Genomic DNA, 23,583 nt, shown 5'->3' with positions numbered 1-23,583 from the left:
TTCATTAGCGATGGGCGCTAGGTGCGGCTAGTGCACGGGCGGTGGCGACATCCGCATTGATCGCCGTTTTCAATGCCTCCAGAGAGGCGAAGCGCTGCTCTTCACGCAGCTTTTGGTGGAAAACCACCGTCAAACGCCGGTCATACAGATCGCCGGCAAAATCTAACAGATGGACCTCGAGGTGGGCTTTGCCATCCCCTTGCACCGTTGGGCGCACGCCGATATTGGCGACGCCGGGCCAGGTCTTGCCGTCGATATCGACATTCACCAGATACACCCCGGTGAACGGCACGCGACGACGCTTGAGTTGAATGTTGGCAGTGGGCGTGCCCAGTTGCCGGGCCAGTTTCTGCCCATGCAGCACGCGACCGGCGATGCGGTACGGACGGCCGAGCAAGCGTTCGGCCAAGGCAAAATCGGCCGCAGCCAAGGCGTTGCGCACCTGCGTGCTGCTGACGCGAATGCCGTCCAGCTCGACGGTTTGCGCCGCTTCGACGGTGAAACCGTGAACCTGCCCGGCCTGCATCAGAAAATCGAAATCGCCGAGGCGGTCGCAACCGAAACGGAAATCGTCACCGACCTCCAGATGCTGCACGCCAAGGCCATCGACCAGAATGGTATCGACGAACTCACTGGCGCTGAGCTTGCTCAGCCGCTGGTTGAAAGCGAGGCACAAGACCCGGTCGACGCCTTCAGCGGCCAGCAATTGCAGCTTGTCGCGCAACCGCGCCAGACGCGCCGGAGCGGTGTCGGGCGCAAAGAACTCCCGTGGCTGCGGCTCGAAAATCACCACGCAGCTGGGTACGCCCAACTCGAGCGCACGCTCACGCAGCCGGGCCAGGATAGCCTGGTGACCACGGTGAACACCGTCAAAGTTGCCAATAGTGGCGACGCAGCCCCGATGCTGGGGGCGCAAGTTGTGGAGGCCTCGAACCAGCTGCATAACGCGCTTCTTGCTCATAAAGTGGTCGATTATAACCACACCCGACGGCCGACGACAGGCAACACCGTAACGCAAAGTGAACGAGCCGACAAAACCGCCGGCCCATGCCTGCTCATAAAGGCTGAAACCTCAGCTCAAGGCCTTGCGATTGAAGTCGCGCAGACGGAAACCCAGCAGCAGCAACATACCGAAATACGCCACCACACCGGCCACCACCAGCGCACCCAGGCGCAAGAAGCGCTCAAGCATATGGCCCTCATCCCAGGCGGGCATGAAATGCATGCCGGCCAGCAACACCGCCGACATCACGGTCACCGCAACGACCAGCTTGAAGCCGAATTTGCCCCAGCCCGGTTGCGGTTGATACATCTTTTGCTTGCGCAGTTGATAGAACAGCAGCCCGGCGTTCAGGCAAGCACCGGCACTGATCGCCAAGGCAAGGCCGGCGTGGGCTAGTGGGCCGATCAACGCCAGGTTGAACAACTGCGTGCAGACCAGCGTGAAAATTGCGATTTTCACCGGGGTGCGAATGTTCTGTTGCGCATAAAAGCCCGGCGCCAGCACTTTGATCACGATAATCCCGAGCAGGCCGACCGAATAGGCAATCAGCGCGCGCTGGGTCATCTCGGCATCAAAGCCACTGAACTGACCGTACTGGAACAACGAAACAGTCAGCGGCTCGGCAAGAATCCCCAGTGCCAGCGCGCACGGCAACACCAGCACAAAGCACAGGCGCAGCCCCCAATCGAGGATCCGCGAGTATTCGTGGCGATCCTTGCTGGCGTAGGTCTTGGCCAGCGTTGGCAGAAGAATCGTGCCGAGCGCCACGCCCAATACGCCCGACGGCAATTCCATCAAGCGGTCGGCGTAATACATCCACGACACCGAACCTGCGACCAGAAACGAGGCGAAGATGGTGTTGATGATCAGCGAAATCTGACTGACCGACACGCCGAGAATCGCCGGCAGCATCTGCTTCATCACCCGCCACACGCCGCTGTCGCGCAGGTTCAGGCGTGGTAGCACGAGCATGCCGATCTTTTTCAGGTGCGGCAGCTGATACAGCAACTGCGCCAGACCACCTACCAGCACCGCCCAGCCAAGAGCCATGACCGGCGGATCGAAATACGGCGTGAGGAACAGCGAAAACACGATCATGCTGACGTTGAGCAGAGTCGGTACGAAGGCCGGCACCGAGAAGCGGTTCCAGGTATTCAGAATCGCGCCGGCCAGCGACGACAGCGAGATCAGCAATATATAAGGAAAGGTCACCCGCAACAGATCGGAGGTGAGCTGGAATTTTTCCGGGGTATCGGTAAAACCGGGCGCCGTGGCCCAGATCACCCAAGGGGCGGCGATCATGCCCAGTGCAGTCACAACCGCCAACACCAGCGTCAACAGGCCCGATACATAGGCAATAAAGGTACGCGTCGCCTCTTCGCCCTGCTGGCTTTTATATTCGGCCAGGATCGGCACGAACGCCTGGGAGAAAGCCCCTTCGGCAAAGATGCGCCGCAGCAGGTTGGGCAGTTTGAACGCAATAAAGAAGGCATCCGTGGCCATCCCGGCGCCGAATATCCGCGCGATCAGCGTGTCACGAACAAAACCCAGAATCCGGGAAAGCATCGTGATAGAGCTGACGGCGGCCAACGATTTGAGCAGATTCATTGAGAGAGTTTGTGCCTGTCGATAAACAGCAGGCGAACAATGCGCCTACTTGTGCGATACTCCGCGCCGCAACAGCACAGAGCCAAAGCTCGCGAGTTTACAGGTCAAGCGCCGGAAATAAATATCCCGCCTCTTTATACCTACCACTTAGCGGAACGATTCAAGTGCCCTTGACAAGACAAGTCTTCATCGGCATGATTCGCGGCCTATTTTGTTTGCTATTTCCTAAAAAGTCTTTCGAGGAGCTCGACGGTGGCCAACTCACCTTCCGCCAAAAAACGTGCAAAACAGGCTGAGAAGCGTCGCAGCCACAACGCCAGCCTGCGTTCCATGGTTCGTACCTACATCAAGAATGTAGTTAAGGCCATCGACGCAAAAGACGCTGAAAAAGCTCAAGCTGCATACGTTCTGGCTGTGCCAGTTATCGACCGTATGGCCGATAAAGGCATCATCCACAAGAACAAGGCTGCTCGTCATAAGAGCCGTCTGAATGGCCACGTCAAAGCGCTGAAAGAAGCCGCTTAATCGACGTAGTCATTAAAAAACCGACCTCAGGGTCGGTTTTTTATTGCCTGTGATTTAACAAGCTACAGGCAAAAAAGTGTGGGAGCGAGCCTGCTTGCGAATGCGATCTGCCAGTTGATACTTCTATCGACCGACATGACCTCTTCGCGAGCAGGCTCGCTCCCACAGTTCGGATTGGTGGCGCTTATTGCTGGACCGGCACCCACGGCAGGATCGGGATGGCAGTCACCGCATTCTGCGGACTACCCTCGATCAAGCGATCGCTGTAGACCAGGTACACCAGCGTGTTGCGCTTCTTGTCGAGGAAACGCACCACCTGCATGGTCTTGAACACCAGCGAAGTGCGCTCCTTGAACACCTCATCGCCATCCTTCAGCTCACCCTTGAATTTGATCGGCCCGACCTGGCGACAAGCGATCGACGCTTCTGCGCGATCCTCGGCCAGACCAAGACCACCCTTCACTCCACCAGTCTTGGCGCGCGACAGGTAGCAGGTCACGCCCTCGACTTTCGGATCGTCGAAGGCCTCGACCACGATCCGGTCATTCGGCCCGACAAACTTGAACACCGTCGACACCTGACCGATTTCCTCGGCCGAGGCCAGCAATGGCATGGCCATCAGCAGACCCAACAATCCTTTCGCTACACGCATCGAATTTTCCTTAGACCAGAATCAGGTTGTCACGGTGAACCAGTTCCGGCTCCGCCATGTAACCGAGCAAACCGACAATCGCATCCGACGACTGACCGATGATTTTTTGCGCTTCCAGGGCGCTGTAATTGGCCAGACCCCGAGCGATCTCCCGACCGTCCGGCGCCACACAGACGACCATCTCACCGCGACGGAAACTGCCTTGAACCAGTTTCACCCCCACCGGCAGCAGACTTTTGTTGCCCTTGGACAACGCCGACACCGCCCCCTCATCCAGCACCAGAGTTCCACGGGTTTGCAGATGACCGGCTAGCCACTGCTTGCGCGCCGCGAGCATGCCACGCTCCGGCGATAGCAGCGTGCCAATGCGCTCGCCCGCCTTCAGGCGATCGAGCACACGCTCAAGGCGCCCGCCGACGATGATGGTGTGCGCACCGGAACGCGCTGCCAGGCGTGCCGCACGCAACTTGGTCTGCATGCCGCCACGCCCCAGCGCACCGCCGGTACCACCTGCAACCGCATCGAGCGTCGGATCATCGGCGCGCGCTTCATAAATCAGCTGCGCATCGGGATTGTTGCGCGGATCGGCGTCGAACATGCCGTCGCGATCAGTGAGGATCACCAGCAGATCGGCCTCGACCAGATTGGCCACCAGCGCCGCCAGCGTGTCGTTGTCGCCGAAACGGATTTCATCGGTGACCACAGTGTCGTTTTCGTTGATCACCGGAATGACTTTCAGCTCGACCAGTGCACGCAAGGTGCTTCGGGCATTGAGGTAGCGCTTGCGGTCGGACAGGTCGTCGTGGGTCAGGAGAATCTGTGCAGTGTGCCGGCCATGCTCGGCGAAGCTCGACTCCCACGCCTGCACCAACCCCATCTGACCGATTGCAGCGGCCGCCTGGAGCTCGTGCATGGCACTGGGTCGTGCGGTCCAGCCCAAGCGACTCATGCCGGCCGCTACCGCCCCGGAGGACACCAGCACCAGCTCGACGCCCGCCTCATGCAGCGCCACCATCTGCTCGACCCAGACACTCATTGCCGCGCGATCCAGCCCTTTGCCGTCAGCTGTCAGCAAAGCGCTGCCGATCTTCACGACCCAACGCTGCGCACCTGTCACCTTGCTCCGCATCATCTTCAACCTTAGCTTGAGGGCAGCGCGACCTGGCACTGCCCGTGACGTTAATCGTGGCGATTGCTGACCAACGATCGATTTCCGGATACTAAAACGCCGCTCGATTGAGCGGCGTTCAAGTTTATCGCAACGGATCAGTCACGCACGTAAATGATTTCCGGACCGTCTTCGTCATCCACATCTTCTTCGTCCCAGTCATCGTCGCCGATGTCATGGACCGACTTCACGCCACTGCGACGCAGGGCACGCTTGTCGTCCAGCGCCTGCAACTGCGCACGGGCTTCGTCTTCGATGCGCTGATCGAGATCGGCCAGCTCTTCCTTGTATGCAGGATCTGCGGCGAGGCGATCGGCACGGTCTTCCATGTAACGCATGATGTCGTGGCACAGACGCTCGGTACCGATCTTGGCGATGGCCGAGATCACGTACACCGGACCGGTCCATTCCAGGCGATCAACGATTTCCTTGACGCGAGCATCGTGCTCTTCTTCAAGAATCTGGTCGCACTTGTTCAGCACCAGCCAGCGATCACGCTCGGCCAGCGACGGGCTGAATTTGATCAGCTCGTTGACGATCACTTCAGCCGCGTCCGGAGCACTGGAATCATCCAGCGGCGCCATGTCGACGAGGTGCAGCAGCAGACGCGTACGCGCCAGGTGCTTGAGGAAGCGAATGCCCAGGCCGGCACCGTCGGAAGCGCCTTCGATCAGACCCGGAATGTCGGCAATGACGAAGCTCTTCCAACGATCGACGCTGACCACACCCAGGTTCGGCACCAGCGTGGTGAACGGGTAGTCGGCGACTTTCGGCTTGGCCGCCGAGACCGAACGGATAAAGGTACTTTTACCGGCGTTCGGCAAGCCCAGCAGACCGACGTCGGCCAGCACTTTCATTTCCAGTTTCAGGTCGCGCTGCTCGCCCGGCTTGCCTGGCGTGGTCTGACGCGGTGCACGGTTAGTACTGGATTTGAAACGGGTGTTGCCCAGACCGTGCCAGCCGCCCTGCACTACCATCAGTTTCTGACCGGCCTTGGTCAGGTCGCCGATGACTTCCTGGGTGGCAGAGTCGATCACGGTGGTGCCGACCGGCACGCGCAGGATCAGGTCTTCGCCCTTCTTGCCGGTGCAGTCGGTGCTGCCGCCGTTGGAGCCACGCTCGGCATCAAAGTGACGGGTGTAACGGTAGTCGACCAGGGTGTTGAGGTTTTCGTCGGCCATCATGTAGATGGAACCGCCGTCACCGCCATCACCGCCGTTCGGACCGCCGTTTTCAATGAATTTTTCCCGGCGGAAACTCATGGCACCGTTGCCACCGTCACCGGCCTTTACGCGAATCGATACTTCATCAACAAACTTCATAACCAACGCCTCTCGCCGTACGGACGAGCCGAAAAACAATCAAGACATAAGACTCTTGCAAAAATGAGCGCAGCGACCCCAAGACACGACCTGCATCGCACGCCGACAGCCCATACAAACAGCTTTGCAAGAGACTCACCCCACAAACGAAAAAGCCCCGTCGCAAGACAGGGCTTCTCCAGCGATCTCGCGATTAAGCCGCGATTACGCTCACGTAACGACGACCGAAGGCGCCCTTTACTTCGAACTTGATCACGCCTTCGATTTTAGCGAAGAGAGTGTGATCCTTGCCCATGCCAACGCCGTAGCCAGCGTGGAATTGGGTGCCGCGCTGACGCACGATGATGTTGCCGGCCTTGATGACCTGGCCGCCATACATCTTCACGCCAAGGCGTTTGGCTTCTGAGTCGCGACCGTTACGGGTACTACCACCAGCTTTTTTGTGTGCCATGAGTTCAATTCTCCTAGTGAGGAATTAGGCTGTAATTAAGCCTGAATACCGGTGATTTTGATCTCGGTGAACCACTGGCGGTGGCCCATACGCTTCATGTGGTGCTTACGGCGACGGAACTTGATGATGCGGACTTTATCGTGACGACCTTGGGAGATCACTTCAGCCTTGACGGTTGCGCCAGCAACAACTGGTGCGCCGATGTTCACGTCGTCGCCGTTGGCGACCAGCAGAACGCGATCAAAAGTCACGGATTCGCCAGTAGCGATTTCCAGTTTTTCGATCTTCAGGTATTCACCTTCAGCGACCTTGTATTGCTTACCGCCGGTAACGATTACTGCGTACATGGTATTTCTCCGATAATCCTGCTCACCCAGCTCTTTATAAGAAGAGGTATTGGCTGGCATGGCTGCATGGGGCTGGAACGGCCCAAGTGCAATTGCGTAAGGCAGGTGCTGCCCAGGAAGTTCAGGGTGCGCGATTGTACGCAAGCAATCTGCCTCGCGCAAGTGGCCGTCCATCGCGCCTTGACAGGTCTGGACGGGGGTCCTAGCATGCCGCGCAACCCTTCTGGAGCGACTCTCGCTGATGCAACCCCAAGCTTTCTACCGCGCGGTGGCGGACGATTTTAGCGCCGTCGACGGCATCATCAAGAAGCAGCTGACGTCTCGAGTGCCGCTGGTATCGAAAATCGGCGATTACATCACGTCGGCCGGCGGCAAACGCCTGCGTCCTTTATTAGTGTTGCTGTGTGGCAAGGCCCTGGGTCGCGAAGGCGACGACATGCGCCTGCTGGCCGCCACCATCGAATTCCTGCACACCGCGACCTTGCTGCATGACGACGTCGTCGACATGTCCGGCATGCGCCGTGGCCGCTCGACCGCCAACGCCATGTGGGGCAATGCCCCGAGCGTGCTGGTCGGCGACTTCCTGTATTCGCGCTCGTTCGAAATGATGGTCGAACTGGGCTCGATGCCGGTGATGAAGATTTTGTCTCAAGCCACGCGGATTATCGCTGAAGGCGAAGTGTTGCAGCTGTCCAAGGTGCGAGACGCCAGCACCAGCGAAGAAACCTACATGGAAGTCATCCGCGGCAAGACCGCAATGCTCTTCGAAGCGTCGACCCACAGCGCCGCCGCCCTGGCTGGTGCGACCGCCGAGCAGAGCGAAGCCCTGCGCACGTTCGGCGATCACCTGGGTGTGGCGTTCCAGCTGGTTGATGACTTGCTCGACTATAAAGGCGACGCGGAAACCCTGGGCAAGAACGTCGGCGACGATCTGGCCGAAGGCAAGCCAACCCTGCCGCTGATCTACACCATGCGCGAAGGTACAGCCGAGCAGGCGGCACTGGTGCGTCAGGCGATCCAGAAAGGCGGGATCGAAGACCTGGAAAGCATCCGCATCGCCGTCGAAGCGTCCGGCTCGCTGGAGTACACCGCGCAACTGGCCCGCGATTACGTGGCCCGCGCGATCAAGTGCCTCGAGGCGCTGCCGGCCAGCGAATACCGCGATGCGCTGGTTGAATTGAGCGAGTTCGCCGTCGCCCGCACGCACTGATTCATCCCCTGTGGGAGCGAGCCTGCTCGCGAAAGCAATCTGCCAATCGACTCAATGTTGACTGACACAGCGCTTTCGCGAGCAGGCTCGCTCCCACAGTTGTTTCTGCGCTATGCCCTCCTCCGCGTAAAACCCTATACAATGTGCGCCCTTTAGTCCTCCTGATACCCAAGGAACCTTAGTGAGCACGTTGCCACCCTGCCCGAAATGCAATTCCGAATATACCTACGAAGACGGCACCCAACTGGTCTGCCCCGAGTGCGCCCACGAGTGGTCTGCCAGCGGCGAAGCCGAAGTGGCGGCCGATGATGCCGTGAAGAAAGATTCGGTCGGCAACGTCCTGCAGGACGGCGACACCATCACCGTGATCAAGGACCTCAAGGTCAAAGGCACGTCGCTGGTGGTCAAGGTCGGCACCAAGGTCAAGAACATCCGCCTGTGCGACGGCGATCATGACATCGACTGCAAGATCGACGGCATCGGCCCGATGAAGCTCAAATCCGAGTTCGTCAGAAAAGTCTGAGCCTTGCGTCAGCCATCCCGCGCCAGTCGTGGGATGGAGCTTTGCCCTCCCCGCTCCAGCTCAATGAATTCGCGCATGGCCATCAGCCAGCCATTTTGACCTGACACAACCTTTACCCGGAAAAATCCACGATCCGCCAATAGGCACTTGCTATTTAATGAATAAGAATTATTCTCATTGAAACCTTTCAAGGAGATGAGACCCATGACTTATTTGATCGACGCCTGGCTGGATCGCCCACACCCGTACCTCAGAATCCTCCATCGGGAAACCGGCGAAGTCTGTGCGGTGCTTGAAGAAGAAGCCTTGCATGAGCTGCAGGATCAAGGTGATCTGGACGTCAGCAGCCTCAATTCCAGCGAGCCGCTGGTACTCAAGGAGCTGGTGCGCAATCTGTTCCTGTTCTGCTATGCCCGGGCGTTGCGCCCGACCAATGAGCTGCACAACAAGATCGAAATATGAGCGGTAATACAAAATCTGTGGGAGCGAGCCTGCTCGCGAAGATGGATTTGCAGTCGACGATTGAGTTGACTGACACACCGCCTTCGCGAACAGGCTCGTTCCCACAGGGTTAGCCTGCCACCAAGGCAGGCTCGGTATTACAGAACGTCGAGCAGCTCGACGTCGAATACCAGAACGCTGTGCGGCGGGATGCTGCCCACGCCTTGTGCGCCGTAAGCCAGTTCGCTCGGCACGTACAGGCGCCATTTGCTGCCGGCATTCATCAGTTGCAGGGCTTCGGTCCAACCAGCGATCACGCCGCCAACCGGGAATTCTGCAGGCTGGCCGCGCTCGTAGGAGCTGTCGAACACAGTGCCGTCGATCAGGGTGCCGTGGTAATGCGTACGTACCTGGTCTTCACGGGTCGGCTTGGCGCCTTCGCCCTGAGTCAGCACTTCGAATTGCAGGCCGGAAGCCAGGGTGGTGATGCCGTCACGCTTGGCGTTTTCGGCGAGGAAGGCCAGGCCTTCGCCAGCCGCGGCTTCAGCCTTGGCCGCTGCTTCGGCTTGCATGATCTCGCGGATCACCTTGAAGCTGGCGGACATTTCTTCCTGGCCAACACGGCTTGGCTTGCCGGCGAAAGCGTCGGTCAGACCGGCCAGGATCGCGTCCAGGCTGACACCCGGTGGCGGGTTGTCGCGCAGCTGGTCGCCGAGTTGACGGCCGATACCGTAGCTGACGCGGGTTTCGTCGGTGGACAGATTTACTTCGGACATGACACTGCTCCGCTGTGCGGACGGCCACAGGACTTGCCGTGCGTGCACAGCGCGTCCCGGCGCGCCCGGAACCAAAAGGGCGAGCAGACTAGCACAGATACCCCGGACTTGGGGCCGGGGCTACAGGGCCGAGCGCCAGGCGAGCGGCACTTTCAGGCTTTCATCGAGGTCACCGACCAGGCCACACATTTCGTCGTGGACCGAGGTGTGCACAAGATTGAAGGGCAGTACCGGAAAGGCATGCAGCAGATCCCGCGCGTGCTCCACTGAGCGCAGCGTCAGCATATTGCCCTTGAGATCGCTCAACGGATACGCCGCCCCATGCATCCTCGCTTCCAACAGGTAAATGCCACCCTCCATCGAGATCAGGTTCAACTCATCGACCTTCCTGGCAACAGCAAACGCGTTCAACTCTTGCAGGTTCATGGAAGCACCTCACACATGGCGAATCACACCGTTACAGGGATAGGCCGGTGCGCTTGAAAGCACAAGCCACAAACTAAACCGCCCGTCTGTTTCGCAACAGACGGGCGGCTCTTTTGCCTTGATCGGCTGATCAGTGCTTGGTGACCTTGTCCAGGTAACCCATGGCAAACGCGGACACCACAAAAGTCATGTGAATGATCACGTACCACATCAGATGCTCAGGATCGACGTTCTTGGCATCCATGAAGATGCGCAGCAGGTGGATCGAAGAAATCGCCACGATCGACGCCGCGACTTTCATCTTCAGCGACGACGAGTCCATGGTGCCCAGCCAGCTGAGCTTCTCTTTGCCTTCGTCGATGTCCAGTTGCGAGACGAAGTTCTCGTAACCGGAAATCATCACCATCACCAGCAGACCGCCCACCAGCGCCATGTCGATCAGCGACAGCAGCACCAGAATAAGATCGGATTCAGCCATGGCGAAGACGTTGGGCAGGATATGGATGATTTCCTGGAAGAACTTCAATGCCAGCGCCAGCAGACCGAGGGACAGGCCGATGTAGATCGGCGCCAGCAGCCAGCGGGTGGCGTACATTGCATTTTCGATAAAGCGTTCCATTGACTCTCACACAAGGGGCTGGAAATGGCTGCGAGTATAACAGCCCGCTGTGACAGCCAGAAACCGCCGGAAAATCCGCCACCTGCGTGTGTGTGACAAAGTTTTTCTGCTAGTGTCCAAAGCATTGACAGCCCAATGAAAGTGGACAGGACGCGTGGAAATGGATGTGCGATCAGCCTTGACGACTGCCGGAATCTGCCTCGCCTTGCTCATCGGCGGTTGCTCGCCCGGCGATGAAAAACAAGTCGCCAACCTTGACGAAAAGACCGCCACCTTCGAACAGTCCCTGGACACGATCAGCGATCCGAAGCTCAAGGACGCCATCACCGAACTCGGCGGTTCGCTGCTGTTGCTCGAACGCGCCCGACTCAAGCTCGACGACATCACCCCGCATACCGAATACGGCGCAGACGCCCTCGCCGTGCTCAAGCACTACCTTACCCCGCAGGCGCTGGTCGATACCTTCATCAATGGCCTGTTCGTGCTGCACAAGGACGCCAGCTCGGATTACCTGACCGATCTGCAACCGGTATTCCCGTTCAACCTGAACATTCCCGGCGGTTTTCTGTTCCCGCACGGCATCGAATGGCATTCGGTCACGTTGAGCAACAAACGGGTGATCGCCTGGCAGCCGGAGTGGTCGGAGACCGACCCCGGCATTCAGCTCAGCCCGTCCAGCTCCAACGTGACCAACCCCGATGACCTGACGGTGACCTACCCGTTCATCGATGGCCTCAACGTCGACAAAAAAAGCCTGCCGCAACCGGTCAGCCTGCAAGGCCAGGTCGAGGTCATTGCGCCCCGTCGCTTGTACAGTTTCGACCTGACGCAGAAAGACGTCGGCCAGACCCGCAGCAACGACAATCTCAGCGTCAAACTGCTCAAGCTGGAAAAAAACTACGCCGAGGTCGAAGTCAGCAACAGCCTGCCGCTCGCGGCAGAAGTCGCCGAAACCCGGATCAATCCGCTGATCGTCCAGGCCCGCGACGCCAGTGGCCAATACCTGGTGCGCGCCGGTTCGATCAACGAAAGCCCGGAGCAGGTCGAGTTTTACCAGAAGCAACTGACGCAGTTACAGAAGCAGAAGAGCTGGAGCGACACCCTGGAAAAACAGCTCAGCGACGAACAGCAAGCCTTCGAGAAAGAACACCCGCGCCGCTACAACAAGGTGTATTTCCACGGCCCGATCGACACACTGGAAGTCAGTGTGCTCGACTTCTCCTCGGCAACAGTGACGCGCAAATCCCTGGACCTGCCGGTGCGCACCTTCAATCCGCACACCACGGCCAAAGCCGTGCAGCCGCTGGACCTGCCAGTTGTGGTGTATGACGATCTCGCCGCCAACTGGCTCAAAGGCGCGGACCTGACCGAGGAACAATTGAAGGCCGGCGTGCGCATTCATCAATCGGTGGAAGAGCCGAGCGCGGCGCGTATCGAGTTTTCCCACCGCCGCACCTTCAATGACGAATTGCTTGGCGACCAACTCAATCCCGGCGTCAGCCCGGTGACTTTCTTCACGGAAAAGCGCGGCGGCAAACTCGACGAGCCGATCGAACTGCCGCCCGAGGCGTACCAGGTCGATCCGCTGCAAGCGACGATTACATATGATCTGAACCTGTTTCCGGAAACCCCGGCGATTGCCGTGGGCTCGATGCCGTTGTTCCTGGCGACGGTGGCGAAGCAATCCTACGACGCGCAGTCATTGCCCAAAGGCCTGGCGATCAAGGACAACACGCTGGTGGTCGACCTGAAAACCTTCCCGGCCAACGAATGGCGTTTCTTCGTCAAGGACGACAGTGGCCACTACCTCAAGCAGATTCTTTCGGTCAGCCACGACGCCAGTGCAGAAGGCCCGGCGCTACTCGGCGTGCACTATTTTTACGGTCGCCCGACTCGCGTGGAAACCTATCAGCGCACCGACCTCGCCACCGTGCAATACGGTTTTGAGGTCAAGCTCGACAAGGCGCAGGTCGACCAGTCAGCACCTTAACCGTTGAGGCTGCGCCCACGGCCGCCGTTGATCTGCCGCAACTGGGCTTGCAGGTGCAGGCTCCAGATCTGCGGATCATCGGCCAGTTCGTAACCATGCAAGGTCAGGCTTTCAACGATGGTGTCGAGAATCGACTCGGCCGCGACCGGGCCGTGAAAAGGGCCTTGGGCTTTGATCGCGGAAGGTTGTTCGCCGGCCATGCCGGCCGCGAAGAGCAGCGTCCACATGCCGTTGTCGCCGGCCAGCGGCTTGACGGCGCATTCGATCCGGGTCACCAGACCCAGGCATTGACGGGTGAGACAGAGGTTGCGCGACATGGCGGCGACCCTCGGTAAAGCCGGTATTCAGCCCCCATGGGAGGACTGGCTCGATCCAGTGATACTGTCGATATCCTTGACCTGAGAATAGAAGAAAAGTGTCCCGCGCAAGCCAAATGGAACCAGAAGGCGCCGAATGGTCATTGTGTGAATATTGGCGCCAGACTCGTGACACATTCCCCGAAGATCCCCGCAGAAATCAATCTGGAAAAGCATTGTGGGAGCGAGCCTGCTCGCGAAGACGATGGATCAGCCAACTCATTCGTCGATTGATACAGCGCTTTCGCGAGCAGGCTCGCTCCCACAGGGTCTGGCGTGAACTGATCAGGCCGGTTTGGCTTCGGCGAGAGCCTCCTGCGCCAGCTCCTTCTCGGCCTCTTTCAAGTCCTCTTCGCTGATCATCTCGGCGATATCGCGCAGGCGCTCGACCACTCGGGCATTGATGCTGCCTTCGGGGAATTCGCCATCGGCGTTCGGCTCTCCGGCCGGCTCGCCCACCAGCAGGCTCAGCGCCTCATCGGCCTGACGCACCGCATACACGTGGAACTGGCCGGCGCGCACGGCGGCGAGGACTTTCTCATCGAGCATCAGCGTGGCGACGTTGGCCTGGGGAATGATCGCGCCCTGCTCGCCGGTCAGACCGCGTGCTTCGCAGAGGCGGAAGAAGCCTTCGATCTTCTCGTTGACCCCGCCGACCGCCTGCACTTCGCCAAACTGGTTGATCGAACCGGTGATGGCAAAACATTGCTTGAGCGGGGTTTTCGACAGTGCCGAAATCAGCGTGCACGCCTCGCCCAGCGATGCACTGTCGCCGTCGACGTAACCGTACGACTGCTCGAGCGCAATGCTTGCCGAAATCGCCAGCGGGAATTCCTGGGCGTAACGGCTGCCCAGATAACCGGTGAGGATCATCACGCCTTTGGAGTGAATCGGCTGGCCGAGGTTGACCTCACGTTCGATGTCGACGATACCGCTGCCGCCCGGATAGACCGTGGCGGAAATCCGCGCCGGCACGCCGAACGCCGAATCACCGACCTCCAGCACCGTCAGCCCGTTGCACTTGCCGACTGCTGCACCGTCAGTGTCGATGAGGATGATTCCGGCGAGCATGTCGTCGAGAATCCGCGCCGAGACCCGCCCGGTGCGGGTGGCCTTGGCTTTCAGGGCGCGTTCGATATGGCCGGCGTCGGTCATTTCATCGCCGGCCAGATGGCGAATGAAATCCGCCTCGCTGACCAGTTGGAACAGATCACCAATGCGCGCCGACAAGCGCCCCTGATGCTCGGCTAGCCGCGCGCTGTAGGTCGCCAGCCGCGCCACCGCATCGGCGGTCAGCGGCGCCATGCCTTCTTCCGAAGTGCGGGTTTTCAGGAGCTGGGCGAACTGCTCGAGGCTTTCGTCGACCATCGGGATGTCTTCGTCGAAGTCGACCAGAACGCGAAACATCTCCTGGAAGTCCGGATCGAGATCCTGCAGCGTGTAATACAGCTGCCGCGCACCGATGATGATGACTTTAACCTGCAACGGGATGTGCTGCGGATTCAGGGTCATGGTGGCGAAGCGGCCCATCTCGCCCAGCGGCGACTCCATTTTCAGTTTGCGCGATTGCAGGGCGCGTTTGAGCGCATCCCACACGAACGGCTCGCTGAGCATTTTTTCCGCTTCAAGAATCAGGAAACCGCCGTTGGCGCGGTGCAGCGCACCCGGACGCAACTGCCGGTAAGTGGTGTAGAGCGCACCCTGATCGGTGGTGTACTCGATGCGGCCGAACAGGTTTTCGTAGGTCGGATGTGGCTCGAATACCACCGGTGCACCGCCGCTGGCCGGATGCCCGACCACCAGGCTTGGTGCGTATTGTTCCTCCAGCAACTTGCGCGCGACGGCGTCGGTCTTGCTGTCGTCGACCAGTTGTTCGACCACGGTTTTCAGCAGGTAGACCTGCATCGCTTGCAGGTAACCGCAGACCCCGGCGTTCTCCGCGTACTTCTCCGACAGCGGCGCCAGCAACGGCTGCAAGGCCAGGGTGATGGTTTCTTCATTGAGGTGGCGCAGTTGATTGTTCGACTCGCGCTTCCACTGCGGCAGGCTGGCGAGTTCTTCGTTCAGGCGCTCTTCGAGGCCGGAAATGTCATCGTGAAAACGCTCGCGCTCGGCTTCCGGCAACTGCGCGAATTCGGCTTCGTCCAGGGCCTTGCCGTCGAGCATCGGCGTGAAGGCGATATTGCTGCTGTCGCGGTACAGGGCGACGTCTTTTTCCAGGGCCAGGCGCTCGATGATGTCCAGCGCCTTGTCGTAGCGCTGGTTGAAGGCGCGGTCGATGGCGCTTTTTTTCTGCTGGTAGGACGGGTGTTCGAAAACCGCCGGAAAAGTCGCCAGCAGGTTGTCGATCAGGCCGTTGATGTCACCGATGAACGAGGCCGCCGTGCCCGATGGCAGCTCCAGTGCACGCGGTTCGCGCGGCTCATCGAAGTTGTTGACGTAGACCCAGTCCGCCGGGGTCTGCAGGCGCTTGCCTTCGGCTTTCAGGTAGCGTTTGACGAACGAAAAACGGCCAGTGCCGGGCTCGCCCATGACGAATACGTTGTAACCGGGGCGTGGCATCGCCACACCGAACTGCAAGGCTTCGACCGCGCGTTCCTGGCCGAGCACACCGCGAAAGGGCTCCAGATCATTGGTGCTAGTGAAGCTGAACTGTTCAGCGGAAAACGGACGAGTCAGCGCTTCGGGCGCAAGACGCAGGCTGGCAGCAACAGGATCAGGCATCGGGCTTCCTTAACAATCAGGCGGGGCAGGTAGCGGCATTCTGGCGCTGCCCGTGCCCCACTGGCAAGGCGCGCCACATGACAAAGCATAGACAAGCGCGCGGCCGGCCGACGCATCCCGATAAATCAGAGGTTTATTCCAAATATTTTGCAAAAAATCACGGAACCGCTGGAACGTGCCTAAACTCCAAACTGCGCGGCTGGAACTAATACCGGCCCACTGACACTTTCGGCTCTGTCCTCGGGCAGAGCGCGAAGGGCCAGAACCCTGTCCATTGGTATGCACATAAAGAGAACAAAGCTATGAAACGGATTCTTCTCGGTACTCTCTTCACCGCTGTATCCATCAACGCAATGGCGCAAGCCCCGGGCGGCCCGGATTGCGGTTGGGGCAACATGCTGTTCGAAGGTCAGCGTGGCACCCCGGCGCACTTCCTTGCTTCCACCACCAACGGCACTTCCGGTAACGCCACGTTCGGTATGACTTCCGGCACCAACGGTTGCTCGACCAACGCATCGCTGACCTACGGCGGCAAATCCTGGTTCGCCATGAATGGCATGATGAACGAGCTGTCCGAAGACATGGCCAAAGGCAATGGCGAAGCGCTGACCACTTATGCCGTGGTCCTGGGCGTAGCACCGGAAGATCGTGCGCACTTCGCGCAAGTGACCCACGAGCACTTCCAGCAGATCTTCAGCAAAGCTGACGTGACCGCTGAAGACGTGCATACCAACACCCTGGCAGTACTGAAATCGGACCCACGTCTGGCCAAGTACGCAACTCAGGCTTAAGCTCGACCCCGCCCGCTTCCTTCGGGAAGCGGGTTTTGTTTTTTTGGCCCGCCCCTCTTTGGGTCTTTTATTTCTTTCCTGTTCAAGTTGCCGACTATGCTCAAACGCCTTGCCTGGCTGGCGCTCTGTGTCTGCGCCCCGCTGTCCGCCGCGCCTCACATCGATCCTCAACGTTTGCAGCAACTGGCCAACGACCGCTTCTGGATTTCCCTCGGTCATTACGAAACCGCCAAACTCGGCGGCTGGCGCAGCTATGTCAGCGACAAGAAGTTCTTTCTCGCGCCCGACGGCAATGAACATCCGGACCGTGAACTGGCCGCCACCGTTCAGGCGCTGTACGCCCCGGCCAGTCTCGGCGAACAACACGCACAATGCGTCTACCCGGCGCGTACACGCTGGCTGAAAGCGCAGCTCAATCTCGCCGACCTGCCAGCGCCCGAATGCGCCGAATACAAGCAATGGTTCAAGGACGTCTCGCCGCACAGCGCGGTGATGATCTTCCCGGCGGCGTATCTCAACAGCCCTTCGTCGATGTTCGGCCACACCCTGCTGCGCATCGATCAGGCGGATGTGCAGGCCGACAAGACTTCGCTGCTCAGCTACGCGATCAACTTCGGTGCCTACATCGAAGGCTCGGACAACAGCATTCTGTATGCCTGGAAAGGCTTGATGGGCGGCTACCCGGGGCTGTTTGCGCTGGTGCCGTATCAGGAAAAACTCTCGGAATACCGCAGCCTGGAAAACCGCGACCTGTGGGAATACCGCCTCAACCTGACTCAGGAAGAAACCGCACGCATGGTCGAACATGTGTGGGAGCTCAAGCAGATCCAGTTCGACTACTTCTTCTTCGACGAAAACTGCTCGTATCGTTTGCTGGAACTGCTGCAAGTGGCGCGACCGAGCCTGCGCCTGACCGAACAATTCCCGCTGACCGCGATCCCGACCGACACTGTCAAAGCGGTGAAAGAGGCCGGGCTGGTCGAACACATCGAATATCGCCCGTCCCGCGAACGTGAACTGCTCAGCCGCGCCGAACCGTTGAGCGATGAAGAACAGCAATGGGTGCTGAAAGTCAGCGCCGATCAAAAAGTCCTGCAAGAGCCAAAGTTCAAAGCCCTGCCGCGCGCACGTCAGGCGTTGATCGTCGACGCCGCCTATCGTCTGGAGCGCTACCGCGCCAACGGTCAGGAGCGCGACCCGCAACGAGCGCAGCGCAGTTTTGAACTGCTGCGGGCGATCAACAAGAACCCGGCGCCGGAGTTGGAAATTCCGCAACCCGGTCTGCCCGAAGATGGCCACGAGTCCCGCACCTGGCAGGCCGGCCTAGGTACGCGAGGCGATCGCGCCTTTGGCGAATATGGCCTACGCATGGCTTATCACGACCTCAATGACAACGCCGAAAGCTTTCCTCTCGGCGCGCAGATCGAGATCCTGCAACTGAAGCTGCGCCAATACGAAAGCAATGACTGGCAGTTGCAGCAACTGGACCTGGCGACCATTCGTTCGCTGACACCGCGCAACGAGCTGCTGCAACCGCTGTCGTGGCAAGTCACCGGTGGCCTTGAGCGCGTGCCGGGCAAGCATGATGACGAGACGCTGGTCAGCCATGTCAACGGTGGCGGCGGCGGCACGTGGCAGTTGGGCGAAGACGTGCTCGGCTTCGCGCTGGGCACGGTACGCGTGGAACACAACAATGACTTCGCCGAGTTTGTTTCCCCGGCTGGTGGCTTCAATACCGGCGTGCTATGGAAAAACCCGCTGGGCAATCTGAGCCTGGAGGCCAAGGGCGACTACTTCTTCAACGGCGAAGTGCGCCGCAGCCTGAGCCTGAATCAGCAGTGGGAGCTTTCGCGCAACCTCGGTTTGCGCCTGAGCGCGCAGCGCGAGTTCAGCCAGCTCGCCAGCCCGGAAACGGAAGTCATGCTTGAAGTGAAGTGGTATCACTACTGATCCCGAGCCTGTGTAAATCTCCCTGTGGGAGCGAGCCTGCTCGCGAAAGCGGTGGGTCAGTCAATAGCAGTGTTGCCTGACAAGACGCCTTCGCGAGCAGGCTCGCTCCCACAGGGGCCTTGTGGTGTGCAATGGATTTTTCACAGGCCTTCGACAGCCGCCTCATGAATCCCCTTCTAGACTTTCCTTATGAGCCGAGTATCGGCGCGGGAGAGTGCGATGTGGCGGTACGTGGGATTGTTGGGCGTTGTATTGGCGCTGGGCGGTTGCCAGACCACCCATGAAGACTTGATCGCTAAGGGTTATCCACCGGCCTTCGCCGACGGTTTCGATGACGGTTGCGTCAGCGGCCGGCAAGCGGCGGGCTCGATCAGCGGTGAGTTTCGCAAGAATGTGCCGCGCTATCTCAAGGACCAGCAATACGCCGACGGCTGGGTCGACGGCTTCCGCCAATGTCAGGCGATGCTGGAAAACAGGGATCGCGAGCAATATCGCAACGAACATTGGGATGAGCGCGAACGTGCCTGGCAGCAGCAGAAGGACCAGGACGTCGGGCGGGCTTATCGCTCGCAATAGGTCGTTTGCAGACATCCGTTGAAACCAAATGCCGGCAACCATGGCCCAAATCCTTTAACAGGAGGACTTCATGAGTCGCGCATTCGTCAACGAAGACAACGCCGCCGCGCAGGCCGATCAGCCGGTCGAACGTCAGGTCAGCACGCAGCCCAACTACGTCACCCCGCAAGGTCTGGCGCAGTTGCAGGCGAAGGTCACCGAGCTGCAAAGCCTGCACGCCGAGCAAACGGCCAAGGGCGAGCAGGCCGACAAGCAACGTCTGGCCGATCTGCAACGGGATCTGCGCTATTTCACTCAACGCCTGAGCAGCGCCCAAGTCGCAGTCGCTGCGACCTCCACCGACAAGGTCCAAATCGGTAGCTGGGTGACTTTTGCCGATGAACACGACACTGAACACCGCGTGCAACTGGTTGGCGAAGATCAGGCCGACGCCAGTCAGGGCCTGATCAACTGGGCCTCACCGCTGGGCCGGGCTTTGCTTGGCGCCCGGCTCAACGATGAAGTGCTATGGCAGCGGCCTGCCGGCGACCAACTGATCGAAGTGATTCGCATCGAACCGGCTTAAACCACGCCTTGCGCCAACATCGCATCGGCGACTTTGACGAAACCGGCGATGTTCGCGCCTTTGACGTAATTGATCTGACCGTTATCTTCGCCGTAATGCACACAGGCGTGGTGGATCGACTGCATGATCGCGTGCAGCTTGCTGTCCACCTCGCCCGCCGTCCACAGCAGGCGCATGGCGTTCTGCGACATTTCCAGACCACTCACGGCAACACCGCCCGCATTCGACGCCTTGCCCGGTGCGAACAGAATGCCGGCCTCGATAAAGATATCCACAGCCTCCAGCGTGGTCGGCATGTTCGCGCCTTCAGCCACACAGACGCAGCCGTTGCGCAGTAGCGTGCGTGCGGCCTCGGCGTCGAGTTCGTTCTGCGTCGCGCAGGGCAGCGCGATATCACACGGCAGCGACCACGGATGTTGGCCGGCGCGGAATTCCAGACCATGGGCGCTCGCCAGTTCGCTGATGCGCCCGCGTTTGATGTTCTTCAGCTCCAGCAGCGCCAGCCACTGTGCTTCGCTCAAGCCTGCCTCGCAGTACAGCGTGCCTTCGGAGTCGGACAGGGAAATCACTTTGCCGCCCAGATCCATCACTTTGCGCGCCGCGTACTGGGCAACGTTGCCGGAACCGGAAATCGCCACGCGCTTGCCTTCCACGCCCTGCCCGCGGCGCTTGAGCATCTCCTCGGCGAAGTACACGCAGCCGAAACCGGTGGCTTCCGGGCGAATCAGGCTGCCGCCGTAGGTCATGCCCTTGCCGGTGAGGACGCTGGTGAACTGGTTGCTCAGGCGCTTGTACTGGCCAAAGAGGAAACCGATCTCCCGCGCACCGACACCGATATCACCGGCCGGCACGTCAACGTCGGCGCCGATGTGGCGATACAACTCGCTCATGAACGCTTGGCAGAAACGCATGACCTCGGCGTCGCTCTTGCCCTTCGGATCGAAGTCGGAACCGCCCTTGCCGCCGCCCATGGGCAGGGAGGTCAGCGAGTTCTTGAAGGTCTGCTCGAAGGCGAGGAATTTCAGCACGCCGAGGTTCACCGACGGATGGAAGCGCAGGCCGCCCTTGTACGGGCCGATGGCGCTGTTCATCTGGATACGGAAGCCGCGATTGACCTGGACCTTGCCCTGATCGTCGACCCACGACACGCGAAACACCACCGCGCGCTCGGGCTCGCAGATGCGCTCGAGAATGCCTGAAGTCAGGTAATGCGGATTGGCTTCAAGAAACGGCCACAGACTGCGCAGGACTTCTTCGACAGCCTGGTGGAATTCGGGTTGATCCGGGTCGCGTTTTTTCAGGCGCGCAAGGAAGGATTCGACGGATTCGATCATGGGCAAAGTCTCGGCAAATTTATTGTCGTTGGAGGAGATTGGGCCGGACTGTAACAAACGAATTGCGCACAGGAACAGAGCAAAATGTCGCAGTTATGAAATTAAATGGTGCACAGGATATAAATCCGAGGGGTATTTGATCCGTTTTTGCACCTGAGTGGGGAGCACAGATCCAAGACTTGCACCAACAGTTACACCGTATTCGCGAGCAGGCTCGCTCCCACATTTGGAATGCGTTACCCCTGTGGGAGCGAGCCTGCTCGCGAAAGCCGCAACTCGGTTTATCAGGAAAAACCCAGGGCAAAAAAAACGGAGCCCGAAGGCTCCGCTCTTGTGCAACCAACCCGAATCAGGCCAGTTTCTTGTGACGTACCCGGTGAGGCTGGGCCGCTGCTTCGCCGAGGCGTTTTTTGCGGTCGGCTTCGTACTCGGTGTAGTTGCCTTCGAAGAACACCGCTTGCGAGTCGTCTTCGTACGCCAGGATGTGCGTGGCGACACGGTCAAGGAACCACCGATCGTGGGAGATCACAATGGCGGCGCCCGGGAAGTCCAGCAGGGCTTCTTCCAGCGAACGCAGGGTTTCCACGTCGAGGTCGTTGGACGGTTCGTCGAGCAGCAGGACGTTGCCGCCCTCCTTCAGGGTCAGCGCCAGGTGCAGACGACCGCGCTCACCGCCGGAGAGGTCCTTGACGAACTTCTGCTGATCGCCGCCCTTGAAGTTGAAGCGACCGACGTAGGTACGCGACGGGATCTCGTAGTTGCCGATGCGGATCTGGTCGGAGCCGTCGGAAATCTGCTGGAACACGGTCTTGCTGCCGTCGAGGTCTTCGCGGCTCTGGTCGACGCAGGCCAGTTGCACGGTTTCACCGATTTCGATGCTGCCCGAATCCGGAGTTTCCTTGCCCATCAGCATGCGGAACAGCGTCGACTTACCGGCACCGTTACCACCGATCACGCCGACGATGGCGCCTTTCGGCATAGAGAACGACAGGTTGTCGATCAGCACGCGATCGCCGTAGCCCTTGGTGACGTTCTTGAACTCGATGACCTTGTCGCCAAGGCGTGGACCGGCCGGGATGTAGATCTCGTTGGTCTCGCTGCGCTTCTGGAATTCCTGCGATTGCATTTCTTCGAAGCGTTGCAGACGTGCCTTGGATTTCGACTGGCGGGCCTTGGCGCCTTTGCGCACCCACTCCAGTTCTTCCTTCATGGCTTTTTCATGAGCCGACTGCTGCTTGGATTCCTGGGCCAGACGATCGGACTTGGCTTCGAGCCAGCCCGAATAGTTGCCCTCGTAAGGAATGCCCGCGCCGCGGTCGAGTTCCAGAATCCAGCCGGCGACGTTGTCGAGGAAGTAACGGTCGTGCGTGATCGCGACCACGGTGCCCGGGAAGTCGTGGAGGAAATGCTCCAGCCACGCCACCGAATCGGCGTCCAGGTGGTTGGTCGGTTCGTCGAGCAGCAGCATGTCCGGCGCGGACAGCAGCAGACGGCACAGGGCGACACGACGCTTTTCACCACCGGACAGGTGTTCGACTTTCGCGTCCCAGGCCGGCAGACGCAGCGCATCGGCGGCGACTTCCAGCTGGCGCTCGAGGTTGTGGCCGTCGCTGGCCTGCAGGATCGCTTCGAGCTTGGCCTGTTCAGCAGCAAGCTTGTCGAAGTCGGCGTCCGGGTCAGCGTAAGCCGCGTAGACCTCGTCCAGACGCGCTTGCGCATCCTTGATCACGCTGACCGCTTCCTCGACCACCTCACGTACGGTCTTGGCTGGGTCGAGCTGCGGCTCTTGCGGCAGGTAACCGATGTTCAGGTCCGGCATCGGACGGGCTTCGCCTTCGAACTCAGTGTCGACGCCAGCCATGATTTTCAGCAGCGTGGATTTACCCGAACCGTTGAGGCCGAGTACGCCGATCTTGGCGCCGGGGAAGAAGGACAGAGAAATGTTCTTGAGAATTTCCCGCTTCGGCGGAACAACTTTGCCCAGCCGATGCATGGTGAAGACGTATTGAGCCATGGAGAACCTTGGGTCAGTGACAGATGAATGATTGGAGCGCAGGCGATGCCTGGCCAGACTGTGCGCGTCGTTCACTTGATCGCAATCAATGCGTGCGCGCTGGAAAAAGTCTGATTGTAGGGGCTGGAACGCCCCCGGTCTAACCGGCAAAGCTACCTTAATGCCGGAAGGCAGTCCAGCCGAGAGGGGCTGGCACTTCGCCACAACTCAAG

At 59.6% G+C, this 23,583-nt stretch carries 23 protein-coding genes; 9 read left to right on the top strand and 14 right to left on the bottom strand.

The genetic code is table 11. From position 1 onward, the window contains the following. Positions 1-4: 4 nt before the first annotated feature. Together ribF and murJ are read right to left on the bottom strand one after the other, a co-directional pair. Entirely contained in the window at positions 5-943 is a 939-nt protein-coding gene (gene ribF / locus J2Y39_RS24420) for a bifunctional riboflavin kinase/FAD synthetase (protein WP_016773125.1), read from the bottom strand. Between the two features lie 129 nt (positions 944-1,072). After that, positions 1,073-2,611 carry a murein biosynthesis integral membrane protein MurJ gene (gene murJ, locus J2Y39_RS24415; RefSeq protein WP_310220174.1) on the bottom strand — a complete coding sequence of 513 codons (1,539 nt, stop codon included), beginning with the start codon at positions 2,609-2,611 and terminating at the stop codon, positions 1,073-1,075. 252 nt (positions 2,612-2,863) lie between these two features. Between murJ and rpsT the strand changes: the two genes are divergently transcribed. Beyond that, the gene (rpsT, locus tag J2Y39_RS24410) at positions 2,864-3,136 is read left to right on the top strand and encodes a 30S ribosomal protein S20 (protein ID WP_003228351.1); all 273 of its coding nucleotides are present in this window, start codon (positions 2,864-2,866) and stop codon (positions 3,134-3,136) included. Positions 3,137-3,320: 184 nt separating this feature from the next. Here rpsT and J2Y39_RS24405 read toward each other — a convergent pair whose 3' ends face one another. The 5 genes from J2Y39_RS24405 to rplU all read right to left on the bottom strand — a co-directional run bounded on the left by J2Y39_RS24405 (position 3,321) and on the right by rplU (position 7,076). Then, positions 3,321-3,788 carry a CreA family protein gene (locus J2Y39_RS24405; protein ID WP_039761698.1) on the bottom strand — a complete coding sequence of 156 codons (468 nt, stop codon included), beginning with the start codon at positions 3,786-3,788 and terminating at the stop codon, positions 3,321-3,323. A gap of 10 nt (positions 3,789-3,798) precedes the next feature. After that, on the bottom strand, positions 3,799-4,917 hold the full coding sequence (proB, locus tag J2Y39_RS24400; protein WP_039761700.1) for a glutamate 5-kinase: 1,119 nt from the start codon (positions 4,915-4,917) through the stop codon (positions 3,799-3,801). A 137-nt stretch (positions 4,918-5,054) separates the two neighbouring features. Beyond that, entirely contained in the window at positions 5,055-6,278 is a 1,224-nt protein-coding gene (gene cgtA, locus J2Y39_RS24395; RefSeq protein WP_016773122.1) for an Obg family GTPase CgtA, read from the bottom strand. Between the two features lie 193 nt (positions 6,279-6,471). Beyond that, positions 6,472-6,729, bottom strand: coding sequence for a 50S ribosomal protein L27 (gene rpmA, locus J2Y39_RS24390; RefSeq protein ID WP_016773121.1), 258 nt, complete (start codon positions 6,727-6,729; stop codon positions 6,472-6,474). Between the two features lie 35 nt (positions 6,730-6,764). Beyond that, positions 6,765-7,076: a 50S ribosomal protein L21 gene (gene rplU / locus J2Y39_RS24385; RefSeq protein WP_007924746.1), complete on the bottom strand. Its 312-nt coding sequence runs from the start codon at positions 7,074-7,076 to the stop codon at positions 6,765-6,767. 241 nt (positions 7,077-7,317) lie between these two features. Between rplU and J2Y39_RS24380 the strand changes: the two genes are divergently transcribed. From J2Y39_RS24380 to J2Y39_RS24370, 3 genes are all read left to right on the top strand, one after another. Further along, positions 7,318-8,286 carry a polyprenyl synthetase family protein gene (locus tag J2Y39_RS24380; protein ID WP_016773120.1) on the top strand — a complete coding sequence of 323 codons (969 nt, stop codon included), beginning with the start codon at positions 7,318-7,320 and terminating at the stop codon, positions 8,284-8,286. 181 nt (positions 8,287-8,467) lie between these two features. Beyond that, positions 8,468-8,809: a zinc ribbon domain-containing protein YjdM gene (locus J2Y39_RS24375; protein ID WP_016773119.1), complete on the top strand. Its 342-nt coding sequence runs from the start codon at positions 8,468-8,470 to the stop codon at positions 8,807-8,809. A gap of 204 nt (positions 8,810-9,013) precedes the next feature. Next, positions 9,014-9,271 carry a hypothetical protein gene (locus J2Y39_RS24370; RefSeq protein ID WP_016773118.1) on the top strand — a complete coding sequence of 86 codons (258 nt, stop codon included), beginning with the start codon at positions 9,014-9,016 and terminating at the stop codon, positions 9,269-9,271. A 137-nt stretch (positions 9,272-9,408) separates the two neighbouring features. On the opposite strand, the gene J2Y39_RS24365 is transcribed toward J2Y39_RS24370, so the two are convergent. From J2Y39_RS24365 to J2Y39_RS24355, 3 genes are all read right to left on the bottom strand, one after another. Then, a complete protein-coding gene (locus tag J2Y39_RS24365) occupies positions 9,409-10,026 on the bottom strand; it encodes an FKBP-type peptidyl-prolyl cis-trans isomerase (RefSeq protein WP_039761705.1) in 618 nt (205 codons plus the stop codon). A 120-nt stretch (positions 10,027-10,146) separates the two neighbouring features. After that, complete coding sequence (locus J2Y39_RS24360; protein ID WP_150638478.1) at positions 10,147-10,452, bottom strand: DUF6482 family protein; 306 nt, start codon at positions 10,450-10,452, stop codon at positions 10,147-10,149. Positions 10,453-10,582: 130 nt separating this feature from the next. Continuing rightward, positions 10,583-11,071: a TIGR00645 family protein gene (locus tag J2Y39_RS24355; RefSeq protein WP_016773116.1), complete on the bottom strand. Its 489-nt coding sequence runs from the start codon at positions 11,069-11,071 to the stop codon at positions 10,583-10,585. Positions 11,072-11,231: 160 nt separating this feature from the next. On the opposite strand from J2Y39_RS24355, the gene J2Y39_RS24350 reads away from it, so the two are divergent. Then, positions 11,232-13,061: a hypothetical protein gene (locus tag J2Y39_RS24350; RefSeq protein WP_310220168.1), complete on the top strand. Its 1,830-nt coding sequence runs from the start codon at positions 11,232-11,234 to the stop codon at positions 13,059-13,061. On the opposite strand, the gene J2Y39_RS24345 is transcribed toward J2Y39_RS24350, so the two are convergent. Both J2Y39_RS24345 and J2Y39_RS24340 read right to left on the bottom strand, forming a co-directional pair. Beyond that, positions 13,058-13,378, bottom strand: coding sequence for a hypothetical protein (locus J2Y39_RS24345; protein WP_016773114.1), 321 nt, complete (start codon positions 13,376-13,378; stop codon positions 13,058-13,060). The genes J2Y39_RS24350 and J2Y39_RS24345 overlap by 4 nt on opposite strands. A 324-nt stretch (positions 13,379-13,702) precedes the next feature. Then, positions 13,703-16,141 carry a Lon protease family protein gene (locus J2Y39_RS24340; protein WP_016773113.1) on the bottom strand — a complete coding sequence of 813 codons (2,439 nt, stop codon included), beginning with the start codon at positions 16,139-16,141 and terminating at the stop codon, positions 13,703-13,705. A 302-nt stretch (positions 16,142-16,443) separates the two neighbouring features. On the opposite strand from J2Y39_RS24340, the gene J2Y39_RS24335 reads away from it, so the two are divergent. From J2Y39_RS24335 to J2Y39_RS24315, 4 genes are all read left to right on the top strand, one after another. Beyond that, positions 16,444-16,932, top strand: coding sequence for a DUF3015 domain-containing protein (locus tag J2Y39_RS24335; RefSeq protein ID WP_016773112.1), 489 nt, complete (start codon positions 16,444-16,446; stop codon positions 16,930-16,932). A gap of 96 nt (positions 16,933-17,028) precedes the next feature. After that, positions 17,029-18,882 carry a DUF4105 domain-containing protein gene (locus J2Y39_RS24330; protein ID WP_305381556.1) on the top strand — a complete coding sequence of 618 codons (1,854 nt, stop codon included), beginning with the start codon at positions 17,029-17,031 and terminating at the stop codon, positions 18,880-18,882. A 219-nt stretch (positions 18,883-19,101) separates the two neighbouring features. Further along, positions 19,102-19,458 carry a hypothetical protein gene (locus J2Y39_RS24320; RefSeq protein ID WP_056790510.1) on the top strand — a complete coding sequence of 119 codons (357 nt, stop codon included), beginning with the start codon at positions 19,102-19,104 and terminating at the stop codon, positions 19,456-19,458. A 70-nt stretch (positions 19,459-19,528) separates the two neighbouring features. Continuing rightward, positions 19,529-20,023 (top strand): GreA/GreB family elongation factor, encoded by a 495-nt coding sequence (locus tag J2Y39_RS24315; RefSeq protein ID WP_110646711.1) that lies wholly within the window; start codon positions 19,529-19,531, stop codon positions 20,021-20,023. Here the strand turns inward: J2Y39_RS24315 and gdhA are convergent. Together gdhA and ettA are read right to left on the bottom strand one after the other, a co-directional pair. Further along, entirely contained in the window at positions 20,020-21,357 is a 1,338-nt protein-coding gene (gdhA, locus tag J2Y39_RS24310) for an NADP-specific glutamate dehydrogenase (protein WP_305381559.1), read from the bottom strand. The genes J2Y39_RS24315 and gdhA overlap by 4 nt on opposite strands. Before the next feature lie 349 nt (positions 21,358-21,706). After that, positions 21,707-23,371, bottom strand: coding sequence for an energy-dependent translational throttle protein EttA (gene ettA, locus J2Y39_RS24305; RefSeq protein ID WP_016773108.1), 1,665 nt, complete (start codon positions 23,369-23,371; stop codon positions 21,707-21,709). Between the last annotated feature and the right edge of the window lie 212 nt (positions 23,372-23,583).

Source organism: Pseudomonas sp. 2957, assembly GCF_031456345.1.
Classification (GTDB): Bacteria; Pseudomonadota; Gammaproteobacteria; order Pseudomonadales; family Pseudomonadaceae; genus Aquipseudomonas; species Aquipseudomonas siliginis.
This window is presented reverse-complemented; position numbering and strand designations above follow the sequence as displayed.

Coding starts and splice junctions, on each gene's coding strand:
- ribF (WP_016773125.1), bottom strand. CDS start 943: ATGCAGCTGGTTCGAGGCCTCCACAACTTGCGCCCCCAGCATCGGGGC.
- murJ (WP_310220174.1), bottom strand. CDS start 2,611: ATGAATCTGCTCAAATCGTTGGCCGCCGTCAGCTCTATCACGATGCTT.
- J2Y39_RS24405 (WP_039761698.1), bottom strand. CDS start 3,788: ATGCGTGTAGCGAAAGGATTGTTGGGTCTGCTGATGGCCATGCCATTG.
- proB (WP_039761700.1), bottom strand. CDS start 4,917: ATGCGGAGCAAGGTGACAGGTGCGCAGCGTTGGGTCGTGAAGATCGGC.
- cgtA (WP_016773122.1), bottom strand. CDS start 6,278: ATGAAGTTTGTTGATGAAGTATCGATTCGCGTAAAGGCCGGTGACGGT.
- rpmA (WP_016773121.1), bottom strand. CDS start 6,729: ATGGCACACAAAAAAGCTGGTGGTAGTACCCGTAACGGTCGCGACTCA.
- rplU (WP_007924746.1), bottom strand. CDS start 7,076: ATGTACGCAGTAATCGTTACCGGCGGTAAGCAATACAAGGTCGCTGAA.
- J2Y39_RS24380 (WP_016773120.1), top strand. CDS start 7,318: ATGCAACCCCAAGCTTTCTACCGCGCGGTGGCGGACGATTTTAGCGCC.
- J2Y39_RS24370 (WP_016773118.1), top strand. CDS start 9,014: ATGACTTATTTGATCGACGCCTGGCTGGATCGCCCACACCCGTACCTC.
- J2Y39_RS24365 (WP_039761705.1), bottom strand. CDS start 10,026: ATGTCCGAAGTAAATCTGTCCACCGACGAAACCCGCGTCAGCTACGGT.
- J2Y39_RS24360 (WP_150638478.1), bottom strand. CDS start 10,452: ATGAACCTGCAAGAGTTGAACGCGTTTGCTGTTGCCAGGAAGGTCGAT.
- J2Y39_RS24355 (WP_016773116.1), bottom strand. CDS start 11,071: ATGGAACGCTTTATCGAAAATGCAATGTACGCCACCCGCTGGCTGCTG.
- J2Y39_RS24350 (WP_310220168.1), top strand. CDS start 11,232: ATGGATGTGCGATCAGCCTTGACGACTGCCGGAATCTGCCTCGCCTTG.
- J2Y39_RS24345 (WP_016773114.1), bottom strand. CDS start 13,378: ATGTCGCGCAACCTCTGTCTCACCCGTCAATGCCTGGGTCTGGTGACC.
- J2Y39_RS24340 (WP_016773113.1), bottom strand. CDS start 16,141: ATGCCTGATCCTGTTGCTGCCAGCCTGCGTCTTGCGCCCGAAGCGCTG.
- J2Y39_RS24335 (WP_016773112.1), top strand. CDS start 16,444: ATGAAACGGATTCTTCTCGGTACTCTCTTCACCGCTGTATCCATCAAC.
- J2Y39_RS24330 (WP_305381556.1), top strand. CDS start 17,029: ATGCTCAAACGCCTTGCCTGGCTGGCGCTCTGTGTCTGCGCCCCGCTG.
- J2Y39_RS24320 (WP_056790510.1), top strand. CDS start 19,102: ATGTGGCGGTACGTGGGATTGTTGGGCGTTGTATTGGCGCTGGGCGGT.
- J2Y39_RS24315 (WP_110646711.1), top strand. CDS start 19,529: ATGAGTCGCGCATTCGTCAACGAAGACAACGCCGCCGCGCAGGCCGAT.
- gdhA (WP_305381559.1), bottom strand. CDS start 21,357: ATGATCGAATCCGTCGAATCCTTCCTTGCGCGCCTGAAAAAACGCGAC.
- ettA (WP_016773108.1), bottom strand. CDS start 23,371: ATGGCTCAATACGTCTTCACCATGCATCGGCTGGGCAAAGTTGTTCCG.